Below are 19,555 nucleotides of genomic sequence, written 5' to 3'. Positions count from 1 at the left end.
TTCACCGTGGACAACGTGGTGGCCAAGGCGCAGGCGCTGCTGAAGTAAGTCACGGCAGGGGCGGCTTATTCCGCCCTGAACATGACGACGCCAGGCCCGGCAAATTTGCCGGGCTTTTTATTGCCCAAAAATCGCCCAACCTCACAAAACACGAAGATAAAAAATCAACGGCGTTGCTTAAGAACGAGGATTAACTATATGTTAATTTTTAGTTTCTTAAATGTAACCAGGAGTTGATCATGTTGACAAGAATCAGTGCGTCTGTGGTTGCGATCGCGGTACTGGGGGCAGCGCCTGCCTATGCCGACTTCCCGGCAGGCTATCCGGCTGACTATCAGAAGATAGTCGATGGCGCGAAGAAAGAAGGAAAGGTTGTGGTGTATTCCACCACCGATACCAAAGCTGCCGGCCCGCTGATTCAGGGGTTCGAAGCACTGTATCCGGGCGTGAAAGTCGAATACAACGACATGAACAGCACCGAATTATACAACCGCTACATCAGCGAACAGGCGGCGGGCGGCACCAGCGGCGACGTGGTTTGGAGCTCGTCGATGGACACCGCGCTGAAACTGGCGACCGACTACGCGCAGGAGTACGCCTCGCCGGAACAGGGCCAATTGCCGAAATGGGCGGTCTGGAAAGAGAAGGCCTACGGCACCACCTATGAGCCGGTGGTATTCATCTATAACAAACGGCTGATCCCGCAGGGTGACGTACCGGACTCGCACGCCGCACTGGCAAAACTGATCGCCAGCCAGACCGACAAGTTCAAAAAGAAAGTCACCACCTATGACATCGAAAAGTCAGGGCTGGGTTTCATGTTGTCAGTACAGGACTCCAAGGCCGATCCGCATTATTTCGCTACCCTGGCTGACGTAGCCAAAGGCGGCCTGGCGGTGCAGTCCTCCACCGGCACCATGATGGAAAGGGTGTCATCCGGTGAGAACCTGATCGGTTTCAACATTCTGGGTTCTTATGCCGAGGCGCGCGCCAAAACCGACCCTTCGCTCGGTATTTCTTATCCGAAGGATTACACGCTGGTGCTGTCGCGCGTGTCCTTTATCAGCAAAGAGGCGACCAACGCTAACGCAGCGAAACTGTGGCTTAACTACGTGCTGTCGGAAAAGGGCCAAAGCATACTTGCCAATCAGGCGGACATTCCTTCCATCCGCAATGACATCGAAGGCAAGAACGACATTGAAGGCATGACCAAAATGCTCGGCAACGCGCTGAAACCTATCCCGGTGGATGAGAGCCTGTTGGAGTATCTGCAGCCGGCCAAACGCCTGGATTATATCAAGCAGTGGCGTACCGCCGCGGCAAAATAATAACCGGATCCGGACGCGCGTCTGCCACGTCGGCGCGCGCCCTTTGGTCGTCGTCGTTTACAACCATTGGGATATTTTATGGAAGCATGGCGTAGAAAGTGGCAAAGCCTGCCACGCGGCTTGGTGGTGTTGATAACCGCATTGGTTATCTATGTGCCGCTGTCGTTTATCGTGATTCAAAGTTTCCTCTCTGCCCCTTTTTTCTCTCCGTCCAAGGTGTTCAGCCTTGAGGCGTTTCAGTTTATTTTTACCGACCCCGACTTTTACAAGGCGCTGAAAAGCGGCTTTATTCTGGCTTTCGGGCTGGTGGTGATCGCCATTCCGTTGGGGGGAATTCTGGCCTTTTTGATGGTCAGAACCGATTTGCCCGGCCGCCGCTTCATTGAGCCGCTGATCCTGGTGCCGATCTTTGTCTCCCCGATGGTGCTGGGGTTTGGCTACGTGGTGGCCGCCGGGCCGGTGGGTTTTTTCTCGCTGTGGGCGGAGGCGCTGCTGGGCTTCGTGCCGTGGAATATCTACTCGATGTCCAGCATCGTGGTCATCGCCGGGCTGACGCATGTGCCCCACGCCTATCTGTACATTTCTTCGGCGCTGCGCAGCGTAGGCTCCGACGTGGAAGAAGCGGCGCGCACGGCGGGGGCCTCGCCCTTGCAGGTGATGACCGCCGTCAGCTTGCCGATGGTGCGGCCGTCCATTCTTTATGCCGGTGTGCTGCTGTTCTTCCTGGGGCTGGAAGTGTTCGGCCTGATGCTGGTGCTGGGCGACCCGGAAGGTAATCTGGTGCTGGCGACCTACCTGTATCAACTGACCAATAAGCTGGGTACGCCGTCTTACCATTTGATGGCGGCGGTGGCGGTGGTGCTGATCTGCATCACCATTCCGTTGGTGATGTTGCAGCGCCGTTTGATGCGCACCGCCAACCGTTTCGTTACCGTCAAAGGCAAGGCTTCGCAGGCCCGCGCGTTGCCGCTGGGTAAATGGCGCTGGGTCGCCGGTGCCGTGGTGGTGTTCTGGCTGACGGTCACCATCGGCGTACCGCTGGTGGGGGTGGTATTGCGTGCCTTTATCTCCAACTGGGGCGTGGGCGTTTCCATCTGGGACGAACTGTCGCTCAATACTTTCCGCACCATCTGGCAGCAACCCAACTTGCTGCGGGCGATTGTCAACTCAATGGCGATTGGGGTGTTCGGTGGCGCGCTGGCGGTGGCTTGCTACCTGTTTATCGGCATCGCCATGCACCGCAAGCCCGACGGCGCGACCCGTTTCCTCGACTACAGCGTGCTGGTGCCGCGAGCGGTGCCGGGCCTGCTGGCCGGTCTGGCTTTCCTGTGGGTATTCCTGTTCCTGCCGATGTGGCTGGATAAATCACTGAAAGAGGGCTGGCTGTCGGCGCTGCCGGTGGCCGAGTGGTTGCGGGAGAACCTGATCGTCTGGTTGCGTTCCTTGCGCAGCACCATCTTCAGCGTTTGGCTGGCCTATACCGTGGTATGGATGGCCTACGGTCTGCGGCTGATTTCCTCCACGTTGTTGCAGGTTGGCCCCGAACTGGAAGAAGCGGCGCGCAGCGCCGGGGCGACCCGTGGCCAGATCACCCGACACGTCACCATTCCTCTGTCGCGTTACGGCCTGATTGGTTCGTGGCTGTTGATGTTCCTGATTTTTGAACGCGAGTATTCCACCGGGGTGTATCTGCTTTCTCCGGGTACGGAAACCATAGGATCGATGCTGGTTTCGCTGTGGGCGGCGGGTGCCATTGATATCGTTGCGGCGCTCTCCTTTATCAACATCCTGTTGGTGGTGTTGGGTCTGGGGATCGCCCTGCGCTTTGGAGTGAAATTACATGATTGAACTTTCGGTAGAAAATCTGCATTTGACCTACGGCGACAACCCGGTGCTGAAAGGCGTTTCGATGCAGTTGAAACGGGGTGAAGTGGTTTCGCTGCTGGGCCCGTCGGGCAGTGGGAAAACCACGTTGCTGCGTGCGGTCGCCGGGCTGGAAAAGCCGACGCAGGGTCGCATTATCATCGGCAGCAATACCGTATACGATGGCGCTTCACGCAGTGAGATCCCGGCCGAAGAGCGCAACCTTGGGCTGGTGTTCCAGTCTTACGCGTTATGGCCGCATAAAACCGTGTTTGAGAACGTTGCCTATCCGCTGAAATTACGCAAAGTCGCCTCGGCGGAAATCAGCCAGCGGGTGCAAGGCGTGCTCGATCAGCTTGGGCTGGGGGCGTTGGGCAAGCGCCATCCGCACCAACTTTCCGGCGGCCAGCAACAGCGCGTGGCGATTGGCCGGGCGCTGGTGTACAACCCGCCGGTGATCCTGCTGGATGAGCCCTTGTCTAACCTGGATGCCAAGCTGCGTGAAGAGGCGAGGGTGTTTCTGCGCGAGTTGATTATCAAGCTTGGCCTGTCGGCGTTGATGGTGACCCACGATCAGAATGAGGCGATGGCGATTTCCGACCGTATTTTGCTGCTCAACAACGGGAAAATCGAACAGCAAGGTACACCGCAGGAAATGTACGGTTCACCTTCGACCCTGTTTACCGCCGAGTTTATGGGCAGCAATAATCGCCTGTACGGCAAGGTCACGGAGGTGAGTGACGGTAAAGCGCGCATCGAAGGCAAAGACTGGGCGCTGTGGGGCATGGCAGGCGCGGGGGTAAAAGCCGGCGCAGAGGGGACGGCGGTGATCCGTGTCGAACGCGTGCATCTGGGGGACGATCCGCAGGGCAATCAACTTGAGCTGCCTCTGCTGACCAGCATGTATCTTGGCGATCGTTGGGAATATCTGTTCCGCACGGTGGCCGAGGATTTTGTGGTGCGTGCCTATGGCAGCGAGGTTCGCGAGCAGGCGCTGTGCAGGTTATCGTTACCGGCAGAGCACCTGTGGATTTTCCCCAAAGAATAATATCGGCATGGCCGCACCCTGCAATGGGGGGCGGCCTGCCGGCTAAAAGTTGAGCGTTTCATTGTCGGGCTTTGGTGCCGTCTTAAGTCAAAAGTGTGCGCTAGATCATCTTATTCTCGCAAAACCCTCTCGCGTTGCCCACCGGCTTGCTGCACCTGTTCCTTTTGGCAAAACTTTGGTTTATGCTCGGCTGAAGCGTTTCAGTTGTAGCAGTATCTCGCAGAAATGCCCGAGTGACGCCGGTGAAGATCCGCCGGCATAAAGGAATAATGTTACGCGGCGATTCACAGCAGGCGGTGCGATACACTACTCTATGCAGGTTAGTCAGATAACCAGCCAGTGCCCTCTCGATGCCGGTGAACGCGCCCGGCGGAAGAAGGCCCTTTTTCAGGAGCAGCATGACCATCCGCATAGCGATAAACGGCTTTGGCCGCATCGGCCGCAGCGTTTTACGCGCACTGTATGAATCGGGACGTAGAGCGGAAATTTCCGTGGTGGCGATCAACGAACTGGCGAACGCCGAGGGGATGGCCCATCTGTTGAAATACGACTCCAGCCATGGGCGCTTTGCCTGGGACGTACGCCAGGAATGCGACATGCTGACCGTCGGGGACGACACTATCCGTTTGCTGCATCAGCCGGCGGTAGAGCTGCTTCCCTGGAGCGAGCTGGGCGTCGACGTGGTGCTGGATTGCAGCGGCGTGTTCGGCAGTCGGGCAGATGGCGAGGCCCATCTGGCGGCAGGCGCGAAGAAGGTTCTGTTCGCCCACCCGGGCGGCAACGATCTGGACGCCACCATCGTGTTTGGCGTCAATCATCAGACGCTGCTGGCGGAACACCGTATCGTGTCCAATGCGTCATGCACCACCAACTGCATTATTCCGGTGATCAAGCTGCTGGACGATGCCTTTAGCATCGAATCGGGCACCGTGACCACCATTCACTCGTCGATGAACGATCAACCGGTGATAGACGCCTATCATCAGGATTTGCGGCGCACCCGCGCGGCGAGCCAGTCGATTATTCCGGTCGACACCAAGCTGGCCGCCGGCATTACCCGCATTTTTCCGCAGTTTTGCGATCGTTTCGAAGCGATTTCCGTGCGCGTGCCGACCATCAACGTGACGGCCATCGATCTCAGCGTCAGCGTCAGTTCGGCGGTAAAAGTGACAGAGGTCAACCAGCTGTTGCAAAAGGCCGCACAGGGATCTTTTCGTGGTATAGTCGATTACACGGAACTGCCATTGGTCTCGATTGATTTTAACCACGACCCGCATAGCGCTATCGTCGACGGTACGCAGACCCGGGTCAGCGGGCAGCACCTGATCAAGACCTTGGTCTGGTGCGATAATGAATGGGGCTTTGCCAATCGGATGTTGGATACAACACGGGCAATGGCCGCCAGCGGTTTCTAGTACGGCGGCATCGGCAGTTTGCCGGTGCGTCGCTCAGGCAACTTTATAGAGATTTAACCAAGAGGGTTCACCATGTCTGTAATTAACATGTCCGATCTGGATCTGGCAGGTAAACGCGTTCTGATCCGCTCCGATCTGAACGTTCCAGTGAAAGACGGTAAAGTGACTTCCGATGCACGTATCCGTGCTTCCCTGCCGACGATTGAAGCTGCGCTGAAACAAGGTGCTCGCGTGATGGTAACGTCCCACCTGGGCCGTCCTGTCGAAGGCGAATACAACGAAGAATTCTCCCTGCTGCCGGTTGTAAACTACCTGAAAGAACACCTGAAAAGCCCGGTACGTCTGGCTAAAGATTACCTGGAAGGCGTTGACGTTGCAGAAGGTGAGTTGGTCGTGCTGGAAAACGTCCGTTTCAACAAGGGCGAGAAGAAAGACGACGAAACCCTGTCCAAGAAGTACGCGGCGCTGTGCGACGTATACGTGATGGACGCTTTCGGCACCGCGCACCGCGCGCAGGCTTCGACTCACGGCGTGGGCAAGTTTGCTCCTGTTGCCTGTGCAGGCCCGCTGCTGTCTGCCGAGCTGGAAGCCCTGGGCAAAGCGCTGGGTAACCCGGCTCGCCCAATGGTCGCTATCGTTGGCGGCTCTAAAGTGTCTACCAAGTTCGACGTTCTGCAATCACTGGTGAAAATCGCGGATACCGTGATTGTCGGCGGCGGCATTGCAAACACCTTCGTTGCTATCGAAAACAACGTGGGCAAATCACTGTACGAGCCAGACTTCGTTGCTGCGGCAAAAGATCTGCGCGATCAGTACGGCATTCCAGTTCCAACCGATTCACGCGTGGGCACAGAGTTCTCTGAAACCGCCGCGGCAACGGTGAAAAGCGTTTCAGACATCGCTGATAACGAAGAGATTATGGACTTCGGCGACGAAACTGCTTTTGCAATGGCAGCGCTGTTGAAAAACGCCAAAACCATTCTGTGGAATGGCCCGGTTGGCGTCTTCGAGTTCCCTAACTTCCGTCGGGGCACCGAAATTGTCGCGAACGCTATCGCAGACAGCGAAGCCTTCTCTATCGCAGGCGGTGGCGACACTCTGGCTGCAATCGACATGTTCGGTATTGCTGACAAGATTTCCTACATCTCAACCGGCGGCGGCGCCTTCCTGGAGTTCGTGGAAGGTAAATCATTGCCGGCGGTAGTGATGCTGGAAGAGCGTGCTAAGCAGTAATTCAAACAACGGGAGGCGAAAGCCGCCCGTTTGTTTTATACCGCGCGGCCAAGGCGGCGCGGCATGAAAAAATCGATTTACATCCATCTACGGCCGACGAAACAGGACAAAGTAACATGTCTAAAATTTTTGATTTCGTAAAACCGGGTGTCATCACTGGTGATGACGTTCAGAAAGTATTCGCAGTAGCTAAAGAGAACAACTTTGCGCTGCCAGCAGTGAACTGCGTGGGTACCGACTCCATCAACGCCGTGCTGGAAACAGCCGCGAAGGTACGTGCTCCGGTTATCGTTCAGTTCTCCAACGGCGGTGCCGCGTTTATCGCCGGCAAAGGCGTGAAGACTGACGTTCCGCAGGGCGCAGCGATTCTGGGCGCGATTTCTGGTGCACATCATGTTCACCAGTTGGCTGAGCATTACGGCGTGCCGGTTATTCTGCACACCGACCACTGCGCGAAGAAACTGCTGCCATGGCTGGACGGCCTGCTGGACGCCGGCGAGAAGCACTTCGCCGCTACCGGCAAACCACTGTTCTCTTCTCACATGATCGACCTGTCCGAAGAGTCTCTGGAAGAAAACATCGAGATTTGCAGCAAGTACCTGACTCGCATGGCGAAGCTGGGTATGACTCTGGAAATCGAACTGGGCTGCACCGGCGGTGAAGAAGATGGCGTGGACAACAGCCATATGGACGCATCTGCTCTGTACACCCAACCGGAAGACGTGGCTTACGCGTACGAAAAACTGAACGCCATCAGCCCACGCTTCACCATCGCGGCGTCCTTCGGTAACGTGCACGGCGTGTACAAGCCAGGCAACGTTAAACTGACTCCGACCATCCTGCGCGATTCTCAGGACTACGTGTCCAAGAAATTCAACCTGCCGCACAACAGCCTGAACTTCGTGTTCCACGGCGGCTCCGGTTCTACCGACGCAGAGATCAAAGAGTCCGTAGGCTACGGCGTGATCAAAATGAACATCGATACCGACACCCAATGGGCAACCTGGGACGGTATCCTGCAGTACTACAAAGCGAACGAAGCTTACCTGCAGGGCCAGTTGGGCAACCCGAAAGGCGCCGACCAGCCGAACAAGAAATACTACGATCCGCGCGTATGGCTGCGTGCAGCCCAGACTTCGATGATTACTCGTCTGGAACAAGCTTTCAAAGATCTGAACGCAGTAGACGTTCTGTAATCTCGATTAGCTGTTTTGCCATAAAGGCTCCCCCCGGGGAGCCTTTTTCGTTTTTAGCTCAACAGGCCGGCGCCAACGTTAATCGACAGCCCCAGGATCACCATATTGAACACGAAAGAGATGACCGATTGCAGCAGGGTGATTTTGCGCACTTCCGCCGCACCGACCGCCACGTCGGCGGTTTGCGACGCCACCGCGATGGTGAAGGAGAAGTAGGCGAAGTCCAGATAGGTCGGTTCGGCAAGATTGCCGGGAAACACCAGCGGCAGCGGGTCCTGCTGCGCGCCCTTACGGTAAAACTGGTGGGCGTAATGCATGGTGAAGGCGGTCGGCAGCAGCAGCCAGGACACCACCAGCGTGGCGCCGGTCAGCGTCAGATGCAGCGTTTTCAGCGAGTCACTGACCTGTTTGGTCGTGCCCAATTCAAACATGATAGACAGAATGCTCACCAGGCAACCGATGCTGACCAGCGCCAACACCATACTGGCGCTCTCATCCTGCAAGCGGGCGATCTGGCGGATGTGCTGTGGCGTGCTCACCAGCATCAGGCGCCAGAGAAACAGCAGGTAGAGCCAGGCCAGCACGTTCCAGCCGATCATCAGGCGTTGCAGTTCAGAAAGCTGAGCCGGCAGCAGCAGGTAGCACAGAATGCCGGCCCCCACCGAAAGCAGCAGCCTCGGCCGAACCTGCCAGTAGTGTTTAATCGACGAAGGAATGTACATAACGGATGGGGTTCCTGATTAACTTAATGGGGATAGCGCTTTGTTTAGCATAGAGGATATGGCTGCAAACACGCCGTTGTTTCGGTTATTTTTAGCGCTTACGGTTGGATGCTGGACGAATGTTGGTTAACCTAAGACGGTGGTTTCCAACTGGCGATTGATGTCAGTATATTTTTGCGAGTTTATCCCATTAGGGACAAAGTTAGGACGACACGAATGAAAGATTTGAATGTAGTGGATGGCATCAACGGCGCCGGTAACTGGCTGGTGAAGAACCAGGATCTGCTGATCCAGTACGCGGTTAACATCGTCGCCGCCATCGTTATCCTGATTATCGGTTCGATTATTGCCCGAGTGATCGGCAACGCATTAAACCGCGTGATGAATCTGCGCGGCATTGACGCCACGGTAGCGGATTTCCTGTCTGCGATCGCGCGTTATGGCGTGTTGGCGTTTACCTTTATTGCGGTGCTGGGGCGCATTGGCGTGCAGACCACTTCGGTGATCGCCGTACTGGGTGCCGCCGGTTTGGCCGTGGGTCTGGCGCTGCAGGGCTCGCTGTCCAACTTTGCCGCCGGCGTGCTGCTGGTGATCTTCCGTCCGCTGCGCGTGGGCGAGTATGTTGATCTGGGCGGCGTGGCCGGCACTGTCGATCAGGTGCAAATCTTTTCCACCACTCTGCGTACCGCAGACAACAAAACCATCGTGGTGCCGAACGGAAAAATCATTGCCGGCAACATCATCAACTACTCTCGCGAGCCGAATCGCCGTGTGGATATCGTGGTGGGCGTGGCCTATAACGCCGACATCGACGTGGTGAAAAAGGTGCTGGGCGATGTGATAGCTGCCGACAAACGCGTTATGCATGCCAAGGGCGTGACCGTGCGTCTGAACGAAATGGCACCCTCTTCGCTGAACTTCGTGACCCGTTCCTGGACCACCAACGCGGAGTACTGGAACGTGTACTTCGATCTGATGGAAAACTTCAAGCGCGCGCTGGATGCCAACAACATCGGCATTCCGTTCCCGCAGATGGACGTTCATCTCTATCGCACTGAACAAGCCGCCGCTAAAGCGGAATAAGCGAGAAGGGGCTCAGGCCCCTTTTTTTATTGCTGGCCGAGGCTATCTCCCTGAGAGGCAGCCTCGGCTTTTCGTTTTGCCAGTTTGGCAACGCTAATCCAGACGCGGGTAGCCGGCGGTACAAGCTGAGCCGGTAGAGCGGGAAGCGGGCGGCTGAGCCTACCGAACTGACACCAGGCGCTGAGCATCGGCAGGCCATGCCAGCCTCTGGTACAGCCTCGAAAATTACAGGTATAATCCCACAAATTATTCAACGGGTTTAGAAACGAAAATGACAAAACTCACCTTGCAAGAGCAGATGCTGAAAGCTGGACTAGTGACCAGCAAAAAAATGGCCAAAGTCCAAAAAACCGCAAAAAAATCACGGGTGCAGGCTCGTGAGGCAAGAGAAGCGGTGGAAGAAAATAAAAAAGCGCAACTTGAGCGTGATAAACAGCTAAGCGAACAACAAAAACAAGCGGCTTTATCTAAAGAGTATAAAGCTCAGGTGAAGCAGCTCATTGAAATGAACAGAATCGACCTTGCAAAAGGCGATATTGGTTTTAACTTCACAGATAATAATGTAATTAAAAAAGTCGTTGTGGATAAGCTTACCCAAGCTCAGCTGATTAGCGGTCGCCTCGCCATTGCTCGTTTGGTTATTGATAACCGCGAGGAGAGTGAATACGTGATTATCCCTGCGAGCGTAGCAGATAAAATTGCGCAGCGAGATGCGAACAGCATTGTATTAAATAGTGCGCTTAGTCAGGAAGAGCAAGATGAAGAAGATCCGTATGCCGATTTTAAAGTGCCCGATGATTTGATGTGGTAATTAACGTTTTGCACCGGCTTATGCATGAAAAGTCCTTCAGGGCTTTTCATTAGGATTTATCTTCAGCCAGTTTATGGCTAAACGCAGGGTTATTCTGGCGAGTTGCCAACACCTTTGCTGCCCACCCGACTGGATGATGTCTTTTTGGCTTCCCCGCTTTTATCGCCTCTTGGCTAAAGTCATCTGATTAAGCCTTGCCATAAACACTTTGGCACCACGCCGGGGCATCGTTCATCGTGATGAGATGCCGCTTTCAGAACGGGCTGGCATGACGGGCTTTGATCTGTTCTTTGCCAATGGGATGAACAAAATGCAGTTCACTGGCATGCAGCATCAGCCGCGGGATCCGTTCGGTACCCGGCAGCAGGCGACCGCCATACAGGTCACAGCCCAAAATAGGGTGGCCCAACAGCTGGCAGTGGATGCGGAGTTGATGAGTGCGCCCGGTTTCCGGGGTTAGCTGCACCCGCGTCACGGGCAGTAACGTCCCGCCTTCCAACTCACGATAAAAGCGCTCAACGACCCGATAGCCGGAGCGAGCGGGCTTGCCGTGGGTTGCGCAAATCGACATCAGCGGGAACAGCGCCGGGTCTTTGGCAATCGCGGCGTCTATCACCCCTTCGTCGTTGTCCAGATGCCCGCAGAGCAGTGCGCTGTACACTTTGGTCACTGTTCGCTGGCTGAACTGTTGGCAGAGGACGGCATTGACAGTCTTATTGCGGGCAATCACCATCAGCCCGGAAGTACCGAAATCCAGGCGGTGGACCAGGGTGCAACCGGGGAATATCTGTACCAGCCGATGATGCACCGAATCCAGATTTTGCGGGTTTTTCCCCGAGAGGCTGAGCAGCCCGGCGGGTTTATTGATCAGTACCAGACTCTCGTCCTGATAGAGATTTTCGATCTTGTCATGGCACGGCGGGGCAATAAAGGTATCGATAATCTTGGACATCAGGCTACCCGGACGAAGAGTGGGAGCGGATGATAACGAATTTTAAACCGACTGGCGAATCCGGCTATTCGTCTGACGGAGCGGCGGGTGGCAAGCTGTCACGCAGATTATGTCGCGATATCAATGGCTGTTTTCACCAGACGCCTCTCGGCGTCTGGCCACTACGCTGGCGGTTTGCCTGCAAGGGCGGGCTAACCCGACTTATTGCCCATAATAGGCGTTCTTGCCGTGCTTGCGCAGATAGTGTTTATCCAGCAACTCTTGCTGCATGCTGCCGATACCCGGCGTCAGCTGGCGTGAAAAAATCCCCATATAGGCAATTTCTTCCAGCACCACCGCATTGTGCACCGCGTTGTGCGGATCCTTGCCCCAGGCGAACGGGCCATGCGCATTCACCAGCACCGCCGGAATGGCGTTGGGGCTGATGCCGCGCCGGCGGAAGGTGTCGATAATCACCTTGCCGGTCTCCAGCTCATAGTCATGTTCAATCTCCTGCTCGGTCATCAGCCGGGTGCAGGGGATGGCGCCGTAGAAGTAGTCGGCGTGGGTGGTGCCCCAGGCGGGAATGTCCAGCCCGGCCTGCGCCCAGATGGTGGCGTGGCGCGAATGGGTGTGTACGATACCGCCGATATCGGCGAATTCACGGTACAGCGCCAGGTGGGTAGCGGTATCTGAAGACGGCTTCTTGCTTCCCTCGATGGTGCGGCCGCTAGCGAGATCCACCACCACCATATCCTCGGCTGCCATATGCTCGTATTCCACGCCGGAAGGCTTGATCACCACCAGCCCGCGTTCGCGGTCCACCGCGCTGACATTGCCCCAGGTGAAGGTCACCAGATTGTGGCGGGGCAGGTCGAGGTTGGCTTCCAGCACCTGTTGTTTAAGCTGCGGCAGAGTTAGCATGTCATTCCCCCTTGTTGCATTTTCTGTTCGATCCAGCGGCGTGCCTGAACAATCTCGGCCACCGGCTCCTCGGCTTTTTCGGTCCACATTTCGATCAGGAAAGCGCCGCGGTAATTAAGCTGTTTCAGCGTGCGGAACACGGCGACAAAATCCACGCAACCTTCGCCAAAGGGCACGTCGCGGAACTGCCCCGGCGAACTTTCGGTGACCGGATAGGTGTCCTTCAGGTGGATGGCGGCAATGCGGTCAATGCCCAGCGCCAGCTCCTGCGCCACATCGTTGCCCCAGGCACTGAGGTTGCCGACGTCCGGATACACCGTGAACCACGGCGATGCCAGACAAGCGTCCCATGCCTTCCATTTGCTGATGGAGTTCATAAAGGCGGTGTCCATGATTTCCACCGCCAGCATCACCTGGGCGGCGGCGGCACGCTCGACCGCCCATTGCATGCCCTCGGTAAAGCGCGCCAGAGTGCTGTCGTCCTGCTGTTCGTAATAGACGTCATACCCGGCGAGCTGAATGGTGCGGATACCGACGTCTTTCGCCAACTGAATGGCCTGTTCCATCACCTCGAAGGCGCGCTGGCGCAGCGCATCATCATGGCTGCCGAACGGGAAACGGCGATGGCCCGACAGGCACATTGACGGGATACTGATGCCGGTTTCCAGCATGGCGCTGACCAGCGACAGCCGCTGCTCCTTGCTCCAACTCAGACGTGCCAGCCGCTCGTCGCTTTCATCCACCGACATCTCGACAAAATCGAAACCACAGGCTTTGGCCAGCGCCAGCCGCTCGGGCCAGGTCAGGTGTTTCGGCAACGCTTTTTCATAAATTCCCAACGGGTGCTGGCGCATATCAACCTCTCCAGATGTCATCAATGGCGGAACGGAACTGACCGGCGGCGGCCAGCGGATCGGCAGCCTCCGCCAGCGCCCGACCGACGATAAAGGCGGTCACGGCGATATCTTTGAACAGCGGTAAATCGGCCGGGGTGATACCGCCGGTGACCGACAGCTCGATGCCCAGATCCGACAGCGCTTTCATCAGATCCAGATCTTGCCGCCCCCAGGTTTGCCCGCTGGCCTGCGCGTCGCGGCCACGGTGGTAGATCGCCTGGCGGATGCCGAGCTCGCGCCACTGTCTGGCGTCGTCCAGAGTCCAGCGGCCGAACAGCTCAATCTGAATGTCCCCCTGATGCTGATGCGCCACTTCCAGTGCGCCGGCCATGGTGGCCAGCGGTGCGGCGCAGATCACCGTCATCCAGTCGGCACCGTGGCCGAAGGCTTGTTGCGCCAGGGTGCCACCGGCATCGGCCACTTTCAGGTCAGCCACCAACGTATGCTGCGGGCAGCGCTCACGCAGTGCGCTCACCGCCTGGATACCGGCGCTGATGCATAAGATGGTGCCGGCCTCGATGATGTCGACGTGCGATTGCAGGCGTTCTGCCGTCTGCAAGGCGGCCTCCAGCCGGGTATGGTCGAGCGCCAGTTGCAGGCGCGGTTTATTGCTCATGGAACCTCCTGGTGGCCGGATTGCAGCCCTTGCAACGCCGTAATCAGCGCCTGATAACCTTGGTGTTTTCGAACATAGGCCTCACCGGCTGCAGTGTCCGGCAGCACCCGTTCGATGCGCGGTGCCAGCGCCAACTGGGCGTCGGTGAAATCACGGAATACGCCGCTGCCGACCATGGCCGCCATCGCGGCCCCCAGACAGCCGGTTTCCTCAACCTGCGGCAGTTCCACCGGCAGGCCGCTGACGTCGGCGAACATCTGCATCCAGGGCGCCGATTTGGCGGGGCCGCCGGTGACGCGCAACGCTTTAGCCGCCGGGAAGCGTTGCCGCATGCGGTTAAGGTGGGTCATATGACAGAACACCACGCCTTCGTAGATCGCCTGCACCAGATGTTCGCGCTGGTGGAAGGCCTGTAGGCCGTGGAAGCTGGCGCTCAGCCCCAGACCGGCGTTGGAGCCGTACAGGAAGGGGGCGAACAGCAGGCTGCTGGCGGCCTTGGGCAGCGCGGCGACCCAGTCATTGAGTTGGGCGTAGTCGCTCAGCCCCCATTGGCGGCAGAACCACTCCAGGTTGGCGGCTGAGGTGGGGCTGGCTTCGTGCACGATGTATTTCCCCGCCTCGGCGTGGCGGCCATAGACAAAGGGATGGTCGAAACCTTCGGCGATGCTGTCGGTGATGCCGCTGGTGACCGACCAGGTGCCCATCACCGCATTAAGCTGCGTTTCATCCTGCAACCCGGCGCACAGCGCGGTAGAAACCACGTCAAACAGGCCGCCAACTACCGGCGTTCCCGGCAATAACCCGGTAGCCTCGGCTGCAGCGGCGTTAACCCGCCCGGCGATCTCGGCGGAGCCAACGATCGGCGGCAGGGCGGGCATGATGTCGCCGATACCTAACAGTTGCGCCAACGCCGGGTCATAGCGCCCGCCGCTCATCTGATACAGGTTGGATTCGGAGATATTGGTTTCTTCGCAGGCCAGCTCGCCGGTCAGGCAGTAACGCAGGTAATCGTGCGCCATCAGCACGCTGCCAATCCGGCGGTAGCGTTCCGGCTGGTGCTGCCTGACCCAGCGCAGTAGCGAGACCGGGTGGCCGGTCCACAACGTTTGCCGCGTCTGTGGGTACAATGCCTGCGGCACGCCCTGTTTCTGCCACTCTTGCACCTGTGCCAATGCGCGCTGGTCGGAAGACAGCATGGCGTTACCCAACGGTTGGCCTTGCTCGTCTAACAAAAACGCGCCTTTACCCTGCGCCGAGATGCCGATGGCCTGAATATCAGCGGCGGCAATGTCGTTGCGGGCCAGCAATTCGCGGATCACCTCGGCGGCGGTATGCCACAGCGCGGGCATGTCACGTTCCGCCCAACCGGGTTGCGGCGCGACAATGTCCAGCGTACGGCGGGCTATGCCCAGTTCTGCGCCATTCCGGTCATACAGGCCGGCTTTGATAAAGGTGCCGCCGCAGTCCAGCCCCAGCCAATAGTCCATTATTCGGCCCCCGCTTTTTGGTCGCATCGGTTCGGCAGCATCAACGCCAGCACCGAGGCGATGGCCAGCGACACTGCGAGGCTGTAAACGCCGATGTCTTTGCTGAACAAGGTGATCAACACGCCGACCATATAGGGGCCGCAGAAACCGCCGAGGTTGCCCAGTGCATTGATCACGCCGCGCGCGCCGCCGGCCACTTCGGCGTTAAACAGTTTGGGCGGAATGGTCCAGAACACCCCGGCGGCGGCCTGGATAAATACGCCGCAGCCCACCAGCGCCGCGTACGACCACCAGATGTGATCCTTCAGCAGCACCGACAGCGCCATGCAGATGGCAAAACAGGCCAGCGGCAGTGCGACGAAAACTTTGCGCTTGCCGGTGCGATCGGAGAGGGTGGAAATGATCAGCATGCCGAAGATGGCGCCGATATAGGGCAGGATAGCCAGCATCCCGACCTGCTCCATATTGCCGTTGGTGAGCCCCTTGAGAATGGTCGGCAGCCACAGGGTGTAGCCGTAAATCCCGGTCTGGTAGAAGAAGTTCACCAGAATCAACTGCCACATGATTTTGTCGCCCAGCACCCGACGCAGCGAGGCGTTGCGCACCGTTTTGCCTTTGATCAGCAACTGTTCGTCGTGCAGCGTTTTGATCAGATAGTCTTTTTCCGCCTGCGAAATCCATTTGGCCTCTTGTGGACGGTTGCTGATGGTGAAATACCACAGCGCCATCACGACCAGCGACAGTGCGCCCTCGACCAGGAACAGCATGCGCCAGTCCCAGGCGGTGATGATCCAGCCGGACAGCGGTGCGGTAAGAATGCCGGCGATCGGGACGAACATGATGACGATGGCGTTGGCGCGGCCGCGTTCCTTGTCCGGGAACCAGTTGCTGATCATGGTCAGCACCACCGGCAGCATGCCGCCTTCGGAAACGCCGAGGGCGAAGCGCAGGAACAGCAATTGATACTGGTTAGTGACCAGCCCGGTCAGCACGGAAATCACCGCCCAGGCCAACAACGACCAACCGATGAATTTCTTGCCGTTGCCGTACACCGCCAGCTTGCCGCCGGGGACCTGCAAGAACAGATAACCGATAAAGAAGATACCGCCGGCCAACCCGGCCATCGAGGCGGTGATGCCCAGTTCATCGTCCATGCCGCCTGGCATGGCGAAGGCGATGTTCACCCGGTCCATATAGGAAATAATGCAGGTAATAAGAATGGGCGGCACTATTCTCAACCAGCGTAATTTGGGGATCGCCTGGCTTTGGGTGACAGAAACAGAGGCTGTATTCATATATACACCTGTAGAGTCATTTAGTGGTGTTAAGGCGTAGGGGCGCCTACACAGGCCCGCAGGCCTGTGTCGTTCATGGTTATAAACTCGGTGTTGCTTATTGGGCGCTAAATAACGCCAGCGGTATTTTCACCACCACTTTGCGAATAGCGCAGGGCCGTTGATGAATACAGGCCGGACGATGAACGTCCTGCGGAAAAAACACCGCGAAATTGCCGGGGCGCATTGTGAGCCAGGATTCGTCCGCGACGTCCCGATAAAAAATGATGTCGCGCTGCGCCAGCAATTCCTGATGGATCGGGTTATCGCCGCGATCTGCCGCTACGCCGATCAATTCGGTGCCGCTGACCAGAAACTGTACGTCTACGTTCTTGCGGTGTACTTCGGGCCGCAGTTCGTCCGGCGGTTGAGTGTGCAGATCCAGCACCTGCACCACGTAACCCGTGGCGGGATCTTCATAACGCCCGGCGGGCAGGGCGCTGAAATCGGTATTCTGCAAATAGGCGACGGCGTTGGCGACCGGCGCAGGGTACTGTTCGGATGCCGTATTGGCGATATGACCGAATATCATGGCGGTTCTCCTGTTACAGCGCCTGAATGCGCGCCCAGACGCGTTCATCGACCGGAATGCCGTCGCGCATGTTTTCCGCCTGGATGCGCGGGAATTTATGGCCCGGCAGGCGAATGGCGACTTCCGGGTTATCGCGTTCGGCGCTGGTGATGTAATCCATGATCCGTTGCAGCTTTTCGTCGCGGGTATTGCCGTCGATCAGGCGCTCGATCTCAATGGCGATAAACACCTGGGATACCCCGTACTCGTCGCGGTTGTCTTCGGTTACTTCCGCCACCGAGGATCCGCCGGACAACAGGGTGGCGATCATATCCAGCACAATCGACAGCGCCGATCCTTTCCAGTAACCCATAGGTAAAATGCGGCGGTTCTCTTCAATGGTGGCCGGATCGCGCGTCAACTGGCCGTCGTTATCGAAGCCGCCGTCTACCGGCAGCGTTTTGCCGGCCAGCCGATTCAGCTCCAGCGCGCCGTAGGAGAACATCGACATCGACATATCCACCATGGTGATTGGGTTGCCCGGCACCGCGACGATCAGCGGATTGGTGCCGATGCGGCACTCTTTGGATCCCCACGGCGGCATCACGGCTATCGAGTTGGTCCAGCAGATGCCGATATAGCCTTTCTCCGCCGCCTGCCAGCCGTAACCGCCGCCGCGCATCCAGTGATTGGCGTTGCGCAGCGCCACCAGGCCGATACCGTGGCTATCGGCCAGTTGCATGGCGCGATCCATCATCCTGCGGGCTGTGAGGTTGCCGATGCCCTGATGGGCGTCCCATTGTTCGATTGCGCCCAGCGACAGCAGCTTGCTGGGTTCGGCGTCCGGCACGATATCGCCTGCGTCGAGCTGCTGAATAAAGCGCGGAAACCGGTTAACGCCGTGGGAGTAAACGCCGCTGGCCGAGGTGTCGGCGAACATGCCAGCGCAGTCGTCAGCGGTGGTTTCCGCCACGCCCCGCGACAGCAGTACGCGTTTGAATTGCTGTTTCAGATCGGTGTAACTCACTCTCATGCGGACTCTCCGTTACGGCGTTTTCGTGTGTTTTATGCTCGTTAAATTTCAATATACGAAATCACATTTCAAATAAATGCTATACCTGCGGCTGAGTGAAGTCAAAGTAAGCAAAGAGAAAGTTATTTATATAAAACAGTGGGTTAAATTAATCTGGTGGTTTTGTGATCGGCGGCACGTTTTTGGGCCATTGACGTGCTTCAGACGTGACAAAGCAGAGCGGAACAGGCCCGCTCTGCGTTCACTTCTCCTGTCAGTTATCCCTGGGTATTCAACACCCTGCGGTATAACGAGGTGGTGGCGGTAATGTACAGCTCGTTGCCGTCCGGACCACCAAAGGTGCAATTGGAGACCCGTTCCGGCACGTCGATTTTTCCCTGCTGTTTCCCCTGGCTGTCGAAGATCAGCACGCCATCGGCGCAACTGCAAAACAGGTTGCCGGCCCTGTCTACGCAGAAGCCATCCGGGAAGTCGGGGGCTACGGCGGCGAAACGCCGGCCGCAGCTCAACTCACGCCCATCGACCTGATACACCCGCAATTCGCTGCGGCCGAGGGTCGGGAAATCGACGATCGACATATCAGCCACGTACAGCAACGACTCATCCGGTGAAAAGGCCAGGCCGTTCGGGCGCTGCAGATCGCAGGCGGCAATGTTCAACGAACCGTCGCGCGGGTCAAAGCAGTAGATATAGCAGCCGATCACCTGGCTTTCCGACTTGTAACCTTCTTCGTCGCCGGTAATGCCGTAGGGCGGATCGGTGAACCAAATCGTGCCGTCAGAGCGCACCGCCACGTCGTTGGGTGAATTGAAACGCTTGCCGTCAACGCGTTCGATCAGCATGTGCACTTCACCGCTGCTTTCAGTGCGGGAGATGCCGCGGCGTCCGTGCTCGCAACTGACCACTCGCCCTTCGGCATCGCGGGCATTGCCGTTGGCGTAGTGCGAAGGGGAGCGCCACAGGCTCAACTCCCCCTGCCGTGACCAGCGGAACATGCGGTTGCCTTTCACATCGCTGAACACCACCGCATCCTGTTGCGGCAGCCACACCGGTCCTTCAGCCCAGATGGCCGGTGAACACAGGCGCTCAAGCTGATGGTCCGCCATCAGTCCGTTCATACCGAC

General features: G+C 57.6%; 19 protein-coding genes. 9 read left to right on the top strand and 10 right to left on the bottom strand.

Annotated elements, in window-relative coordinates:
- The 7 genes from ACTJJ1_RS22755 to fbaA form a co-directional block, all read left to right on the top strand.
- Positions 1 to 194: hypothetical protein (locus ACTJJ1_RS22755; RefSeq protein WP_440835433.1), on the top strand; the 194-nt coding region annotated here is incomplete at its 5' end.
- A gap of 45 nt (positions 195 to 239) precedes the next feature.
- Entirely contained in the window at positions 240 to 1,328 is a 1,089-nt protein-coding gene (locus tag ACTJJ1_RS22750; RefSeq protein WP_006327792.1) for an ABC transporter substrate-binding protein, read from the top strand.
- Positions 1,329 to 1,406: 78 nt separating this feature from the next.
- The gene (locus ACTJJ1_RS22745; RefSeq protein ID WP_020439713.1) at positions 1,407 to 3,176 is read left to right on the top strand and encodes an ABC transporter permease; all 1,770 of its coding nucleotides are present in this window, start codon (positions 1,407 to 1,409) and stop codon (positions 3,174 to 3,176) included.
- Positions 3,169 to 4,239 (top strand): ABC transporter ATP-binding protein, encoded by a 1,071-nt coding sequence (locus tag ACTJJ1_RS22740; RefSeq protein ID WP_004952581.1) that lies wholly within the window; start codon positions 3,169 to 3,171, stop codon positions 4,237 to 4,239. The genes ACTJJ1_RS22745 and ACTJJ1_RS22740 overlap by 8 nt, the downstream gene beginning before the upstream one ends.
- Before the next feature lie 398 nt (positions 4,240 to 4,637).
- A complete protein-coding gene (gene epd / locus ACTJJ1_RS22735; RefSeq protein WP_004952579.1) occupies positions 4,638 to 5,654 on the top strand; it encodes an erythrose-4-phosphate dehydrogenase in 1,017 nt (338 codons plus the stop codon).
- A gap of 72 nt (positions 5,655 to 5,726) precedes the next feature.
- A complete protein-coding gene (gene pgk / locus ACTJJ1_RS22730) occupies positions 5,727 to 6,887 on the top strand; it encodes a phosphoglycerate kinase (protein ID WP_004952577.1) in 1,161 nt (386 codons plus the stop codon).
- Between the two features lie 116 nt (positions 6,888 to 7,003).
- Positions 7,004 to 8,083 (top strand): class II fructose-bisphosphate aldolase, encoded by a 1,080-nt coding sequence (gene fbaA / locus ACTJJ1_RS22725; protein WP_004952575.1) that lies wholly within the window; start codon positions 7,004 to 7,006, stop codon positions 8,081 to 8,083.
- Positions 8,084 to 8,136: 53 nt separating this feature from the next.
- Here fbaA and ACTJJ1_RS22720 read toward each other — a convergent pair whose 3' ends face one another.
- A complete protein-coding gene (locus ACTJJ1_RS22720; protein ID WP_004952572.1) occupies positions 8,137 to 8,805 on the bottom strand; it encodes a DUF1345 domain-containing protein in 669 nt (222 codons plus the stop codon).
- A 216-nt stretch (positions 8,806 to 9,021) separates the two neighbouring features.
- On the opposite strand from ACTJJ1_RS22720, the gene mscS reads away from it, so the two are divergent.
- Both mscS and ACTJJ1_RS22710 read left to right on the top strand, forming a co-directional pair.
- The gene (gene mscS, locus ACTJJ1_RS22715) at positions 9,022 to 9,888 is read left to right on the top strand and encodes a small-conductance mechanosensitive channel MscS (RefSeq protein WP_004952569.1); all 867 of its coding nucleotides are present in this window, start codon (positions 9,022 to 9,024) and stop codon (positions 9,886 to 9,888) included.
- 271 nt (positions 9,889 to 10,159) lie between these two features.
- Positions 10,160 to 10,699, top strand: a complete 540-nt coding sequence (locus ACTJJ1_RS22710) for a DUF2058 domain-containing protein (RefSeq protein ID WP_004952566.1) — start codon at positions 10,160 to 10,162, stop codon at positions 10,697 to 10,699.
- Positions 10,700 to 10,952: 253 nt separating this feature from the next.
- Here ACTJJ1_RS22710 and ACTJJ1_RS22705 read toward each other — a convergent pair whose 3' ends face one another.
- From ACTJJ1_RS22705 to ACTJJ1_RS22665, 9 genes are all read right to left on the bottom strand, one after another.
- The gene (locus ACTJJ1_RS22705) at positions 10,953 to 11,651 is read right to left on the bottom strand and encodes an RluA family pseudouridine synthase (RefSeq protein ID WP_440835428.1); all 699 of its coding nucleotides are present in this window, start codon (positions 11,649 to 11,651) and stop codon (positions 10,953 to 10,955) included.
- A gap of 201 nt (positions 11,652 to 11,852) precedes the next feature.
- The gene (gene araD, locus ACTJJ1_RS22700) at positions 11,853 to 12,554 is read right to left on the bottom strand and encodes an L-ribulose-5-phosphate 4-epimerase (RefSeq protein WP_440835426.1); all 702 of its coding nucleotides are present in this window, start codon (positions 12,552 to 12,554) and stop codon (positions 11,853 to 11,855) included.
- On the bottom strand, positions 12,548 to 13,408 hold the full coding sequence (locus ACTJJ1_RS22695; protein WP_004952556.1) for an L-ribulose-5-phosphate 3-epimerase: 861 nt from the start codon (positions 13,406 to 13,408) through the stop codon (positions 12,548 to 12,550). The genes araD and ACTJJ1_RS22695 overlap by 7 nt, the downstream gene beginning before the upstream one ends.
- 1 nt (position 13,409) lies before the next feature.
- A complete protein-coding gene (gene ulaD, locus ACTJJ1_RS22690; RefSeq protein WP_006327776.1) occupies positions 13,410 to 14,066 on the bottom strand; it encodes a 3-keto-L-gulonate-6-phosphate decarboxylase UlaD in 657 nt (218 codons plus the stop codon).
- Positions 14,063 to 15,553: an FGGY-family carbohydrate kinase gene (locus ACTJJ1_RS22685; RefSeq protein WP_440835424.1), complete on the bottom strand. Its 1,491-nt coding sequence runs from the start codon at positions 15,551 to 15,553 to the stop codon at positions 14,063 to 14,065. The genes ulaD and ACTJJ1_RS22685 overlap by 4 nt, the downstream gene beginning before the upstream one ends.
- Entirely contained in the window at positions 15,553 to 16,848 is a 1,296-nt protein-coding gene (locus ACTJJ1_RS22680) for an MFS transporter (protein ID WP_440835422.1), read from the bottom strand. The genes ACTJJ1_RS22685 and ACTJJ1_RS22680 overlap by 1 nt, the downstream gene beginning before the upstream one ends.
- Before the next feature lie 97 nt (positions 16,849 to 16,945).
- On the bottom strand, positions 16,946 to 17,419 hold the full coding sequence (locus ACTJJ1_RS22675) for a YhcH/YjgK/YiaL family protein (RefSeq protein WP_409443796.1): 474 nt from the start codon (positions 17,417 to 17,419) through the stop codon (positions 16,946 to 16,948).
- 13 nt (positions 17,420 to 17,432) lie between these two features.
- Positions 17,433 to 18,431, bottom strand: coding sequence for a 3-dehydro-L-gulonate 2-dehydrogenase (gene yiaK, locus ACTJJ1_RS22670; RefSeq protein ID WP_006327774.1), 999 nt, complete (start codon positions 18,429 to 18,431; stop codon positions 17,433 to 17,435).
- 257 nt (positions 18,432 to 18,688) lie between these two features.
- Positions 18,689 to 19,549 carry an SMP-30/gluconolactonase/LRE family protein gene (locus ACTJJ1_RS22665; protein ID WP_440835419.1) on the bottom strand — a complete coding sequence of 287 codons (861 nt, stop codon included), beginning with the start codon at positions 19,547 to 19,549 and terminating at the stop codon, positions 18,689 to 18,691.
- Positions 19,550 to 19,555: the final 6 nt, after the last annotated feature.

The sequence above is a fragment of the Serratia sp. 22264 genome (assembly GCF_052045345.1).
Classification (GTDB): Bacteria; Pseudomonadota; Gammaproteobacteria; order Enterobacterales; family Enterobacteriaceae; genus Serratia; species Serratia plymuthica.
Note: the sequence above shows the minus strand (reverse complement) of the source record. Positions and strands in the feature narration are given on the sequence as shown.

Bases quoted from the DNA above. Each gene is read 5' to 3' on its own strand.
- ACTJJ1_RS22750 (WP_006327792.1), top strand. From the start codon at position 240: ATGTTGACAAGAATCAGTGCGTCTGTGGTTGCGATCGCGGTACTGGGG.
- ACTJJ1_RS22745 (WP_020439713.1), top strand. From the start codon at position 1,407: ATGGAAGCATGGCGTAGAAAGTGGCAAAGCCTGCCACGCGGCTTGGTG.
- ACTJJ1_RS22740 (WP_004952581.1), top strand. From the start codon at position 3,169: ATGATTGAACTTTCGGTAGAAAATCTGCATTTGACCTACGGCGACAAC.
- epd (WP_004952579.1), top strand. From the start codon at position 4,638: ATGACCATCCGCATAGCGATAAACGGCTTTGGCCGCATCGGCCGCAGC.
- pgk (WP_004952577.1), top strand. From the start codon at position 5,727: ATGTCTGTAATTAACATGTCCGATCTGGATCTGGCAGGTAAACGCGTT.
- fbaA (WP_004952575.1), top strand. From the start codon at position 7,004: ATGTCTAAAATTTTTGATTTCGTAAAACCGGGTGTCATCACTGGTGAT.
- ACTJJ1_RS22720 (WP_004952572.1), bottom strand. From the start codon at position 8,805: ATGTACATTCCTTCGTCGATTAAACACTACTGGCAGGTTCGGCCGAGG.
- mscS (WP_004952569.1), top strand. From the start codon at position 9,022: ATGAAAGATTTGAATGTAGTGGATGGCATCAACGGCGCCGGTAACTGG.
- ACTJJ1_RS22710 (WP_004952566.1), top strand. From the start codon at position 10,160: ATGACAAAACTCACCTTGCAAGAGCAGATGCTGAAAGCTGGACTAGTG.
- ACTJJ1_RS22705 (WP_440835428.1), bottom strand. From the start codon at position 11,651: ATGTCCAAGATTATCGATACCTTTATTGCCCCGCCGTGCCATGACAAG.
- araD (WP_440835426.1), bottom strand. From the start codon at position 12,554: ATGCTAACTCTGCCGCAGCTTAAACAACAGGTGCTGGAAGCCAACCTC.
- ACTJJ1_RS22695 (WP_004952556.1), bottom strand. From the start codon at position 13,408: ATGCGCCAGCACCCGTTGGGAATTTATGAAAAAGCGTTGCCGAAACAC.
- ulaD (WP_006327776.1), bottom strand. From the start codon at position 14,066: ATGAGCAATAAACCGCGCCTGCAACTGGCGCTCGACCATACCCGGCTG.
- ACTJJ1_RS22685 (WP_440835424.1), bottom strand. From the start codon at position 15,553: ATGGACTATTGGCTGGGGCTGGACTGCGGCGGCACCTTTATCAAAGCC.
- ACTJJ1_RS22680 (WP_440835422.1), bottom strand. From the start codon at position 16,848: ATGAATACAGCCTCTGTTTCTGTCACCCAAAGCCAGGCGATCCCCAAA.
- ACTJJ1_RS22675 (WP_409443796.1), bottom strand. From the start codon at position 17,419: ATGATATTCGGTCATATCGCCAATACGGCATCCGAACAGTACCCTGCG.
- yiaK (WP_006327774.1), bottom strand. From the start codon at position 18,431: ATGAGAGTGAGTTACACCGATCTGAAACAGCAATTCAAACGCGTACTG.
- ACTJJ1_RS22665 (WP_440835419.1), bottom strand. From the start codon at position 19,549: ATGAACGGACTGATGGCGGACCATCAGCTTGAGCGCCTGTGTTCACCG.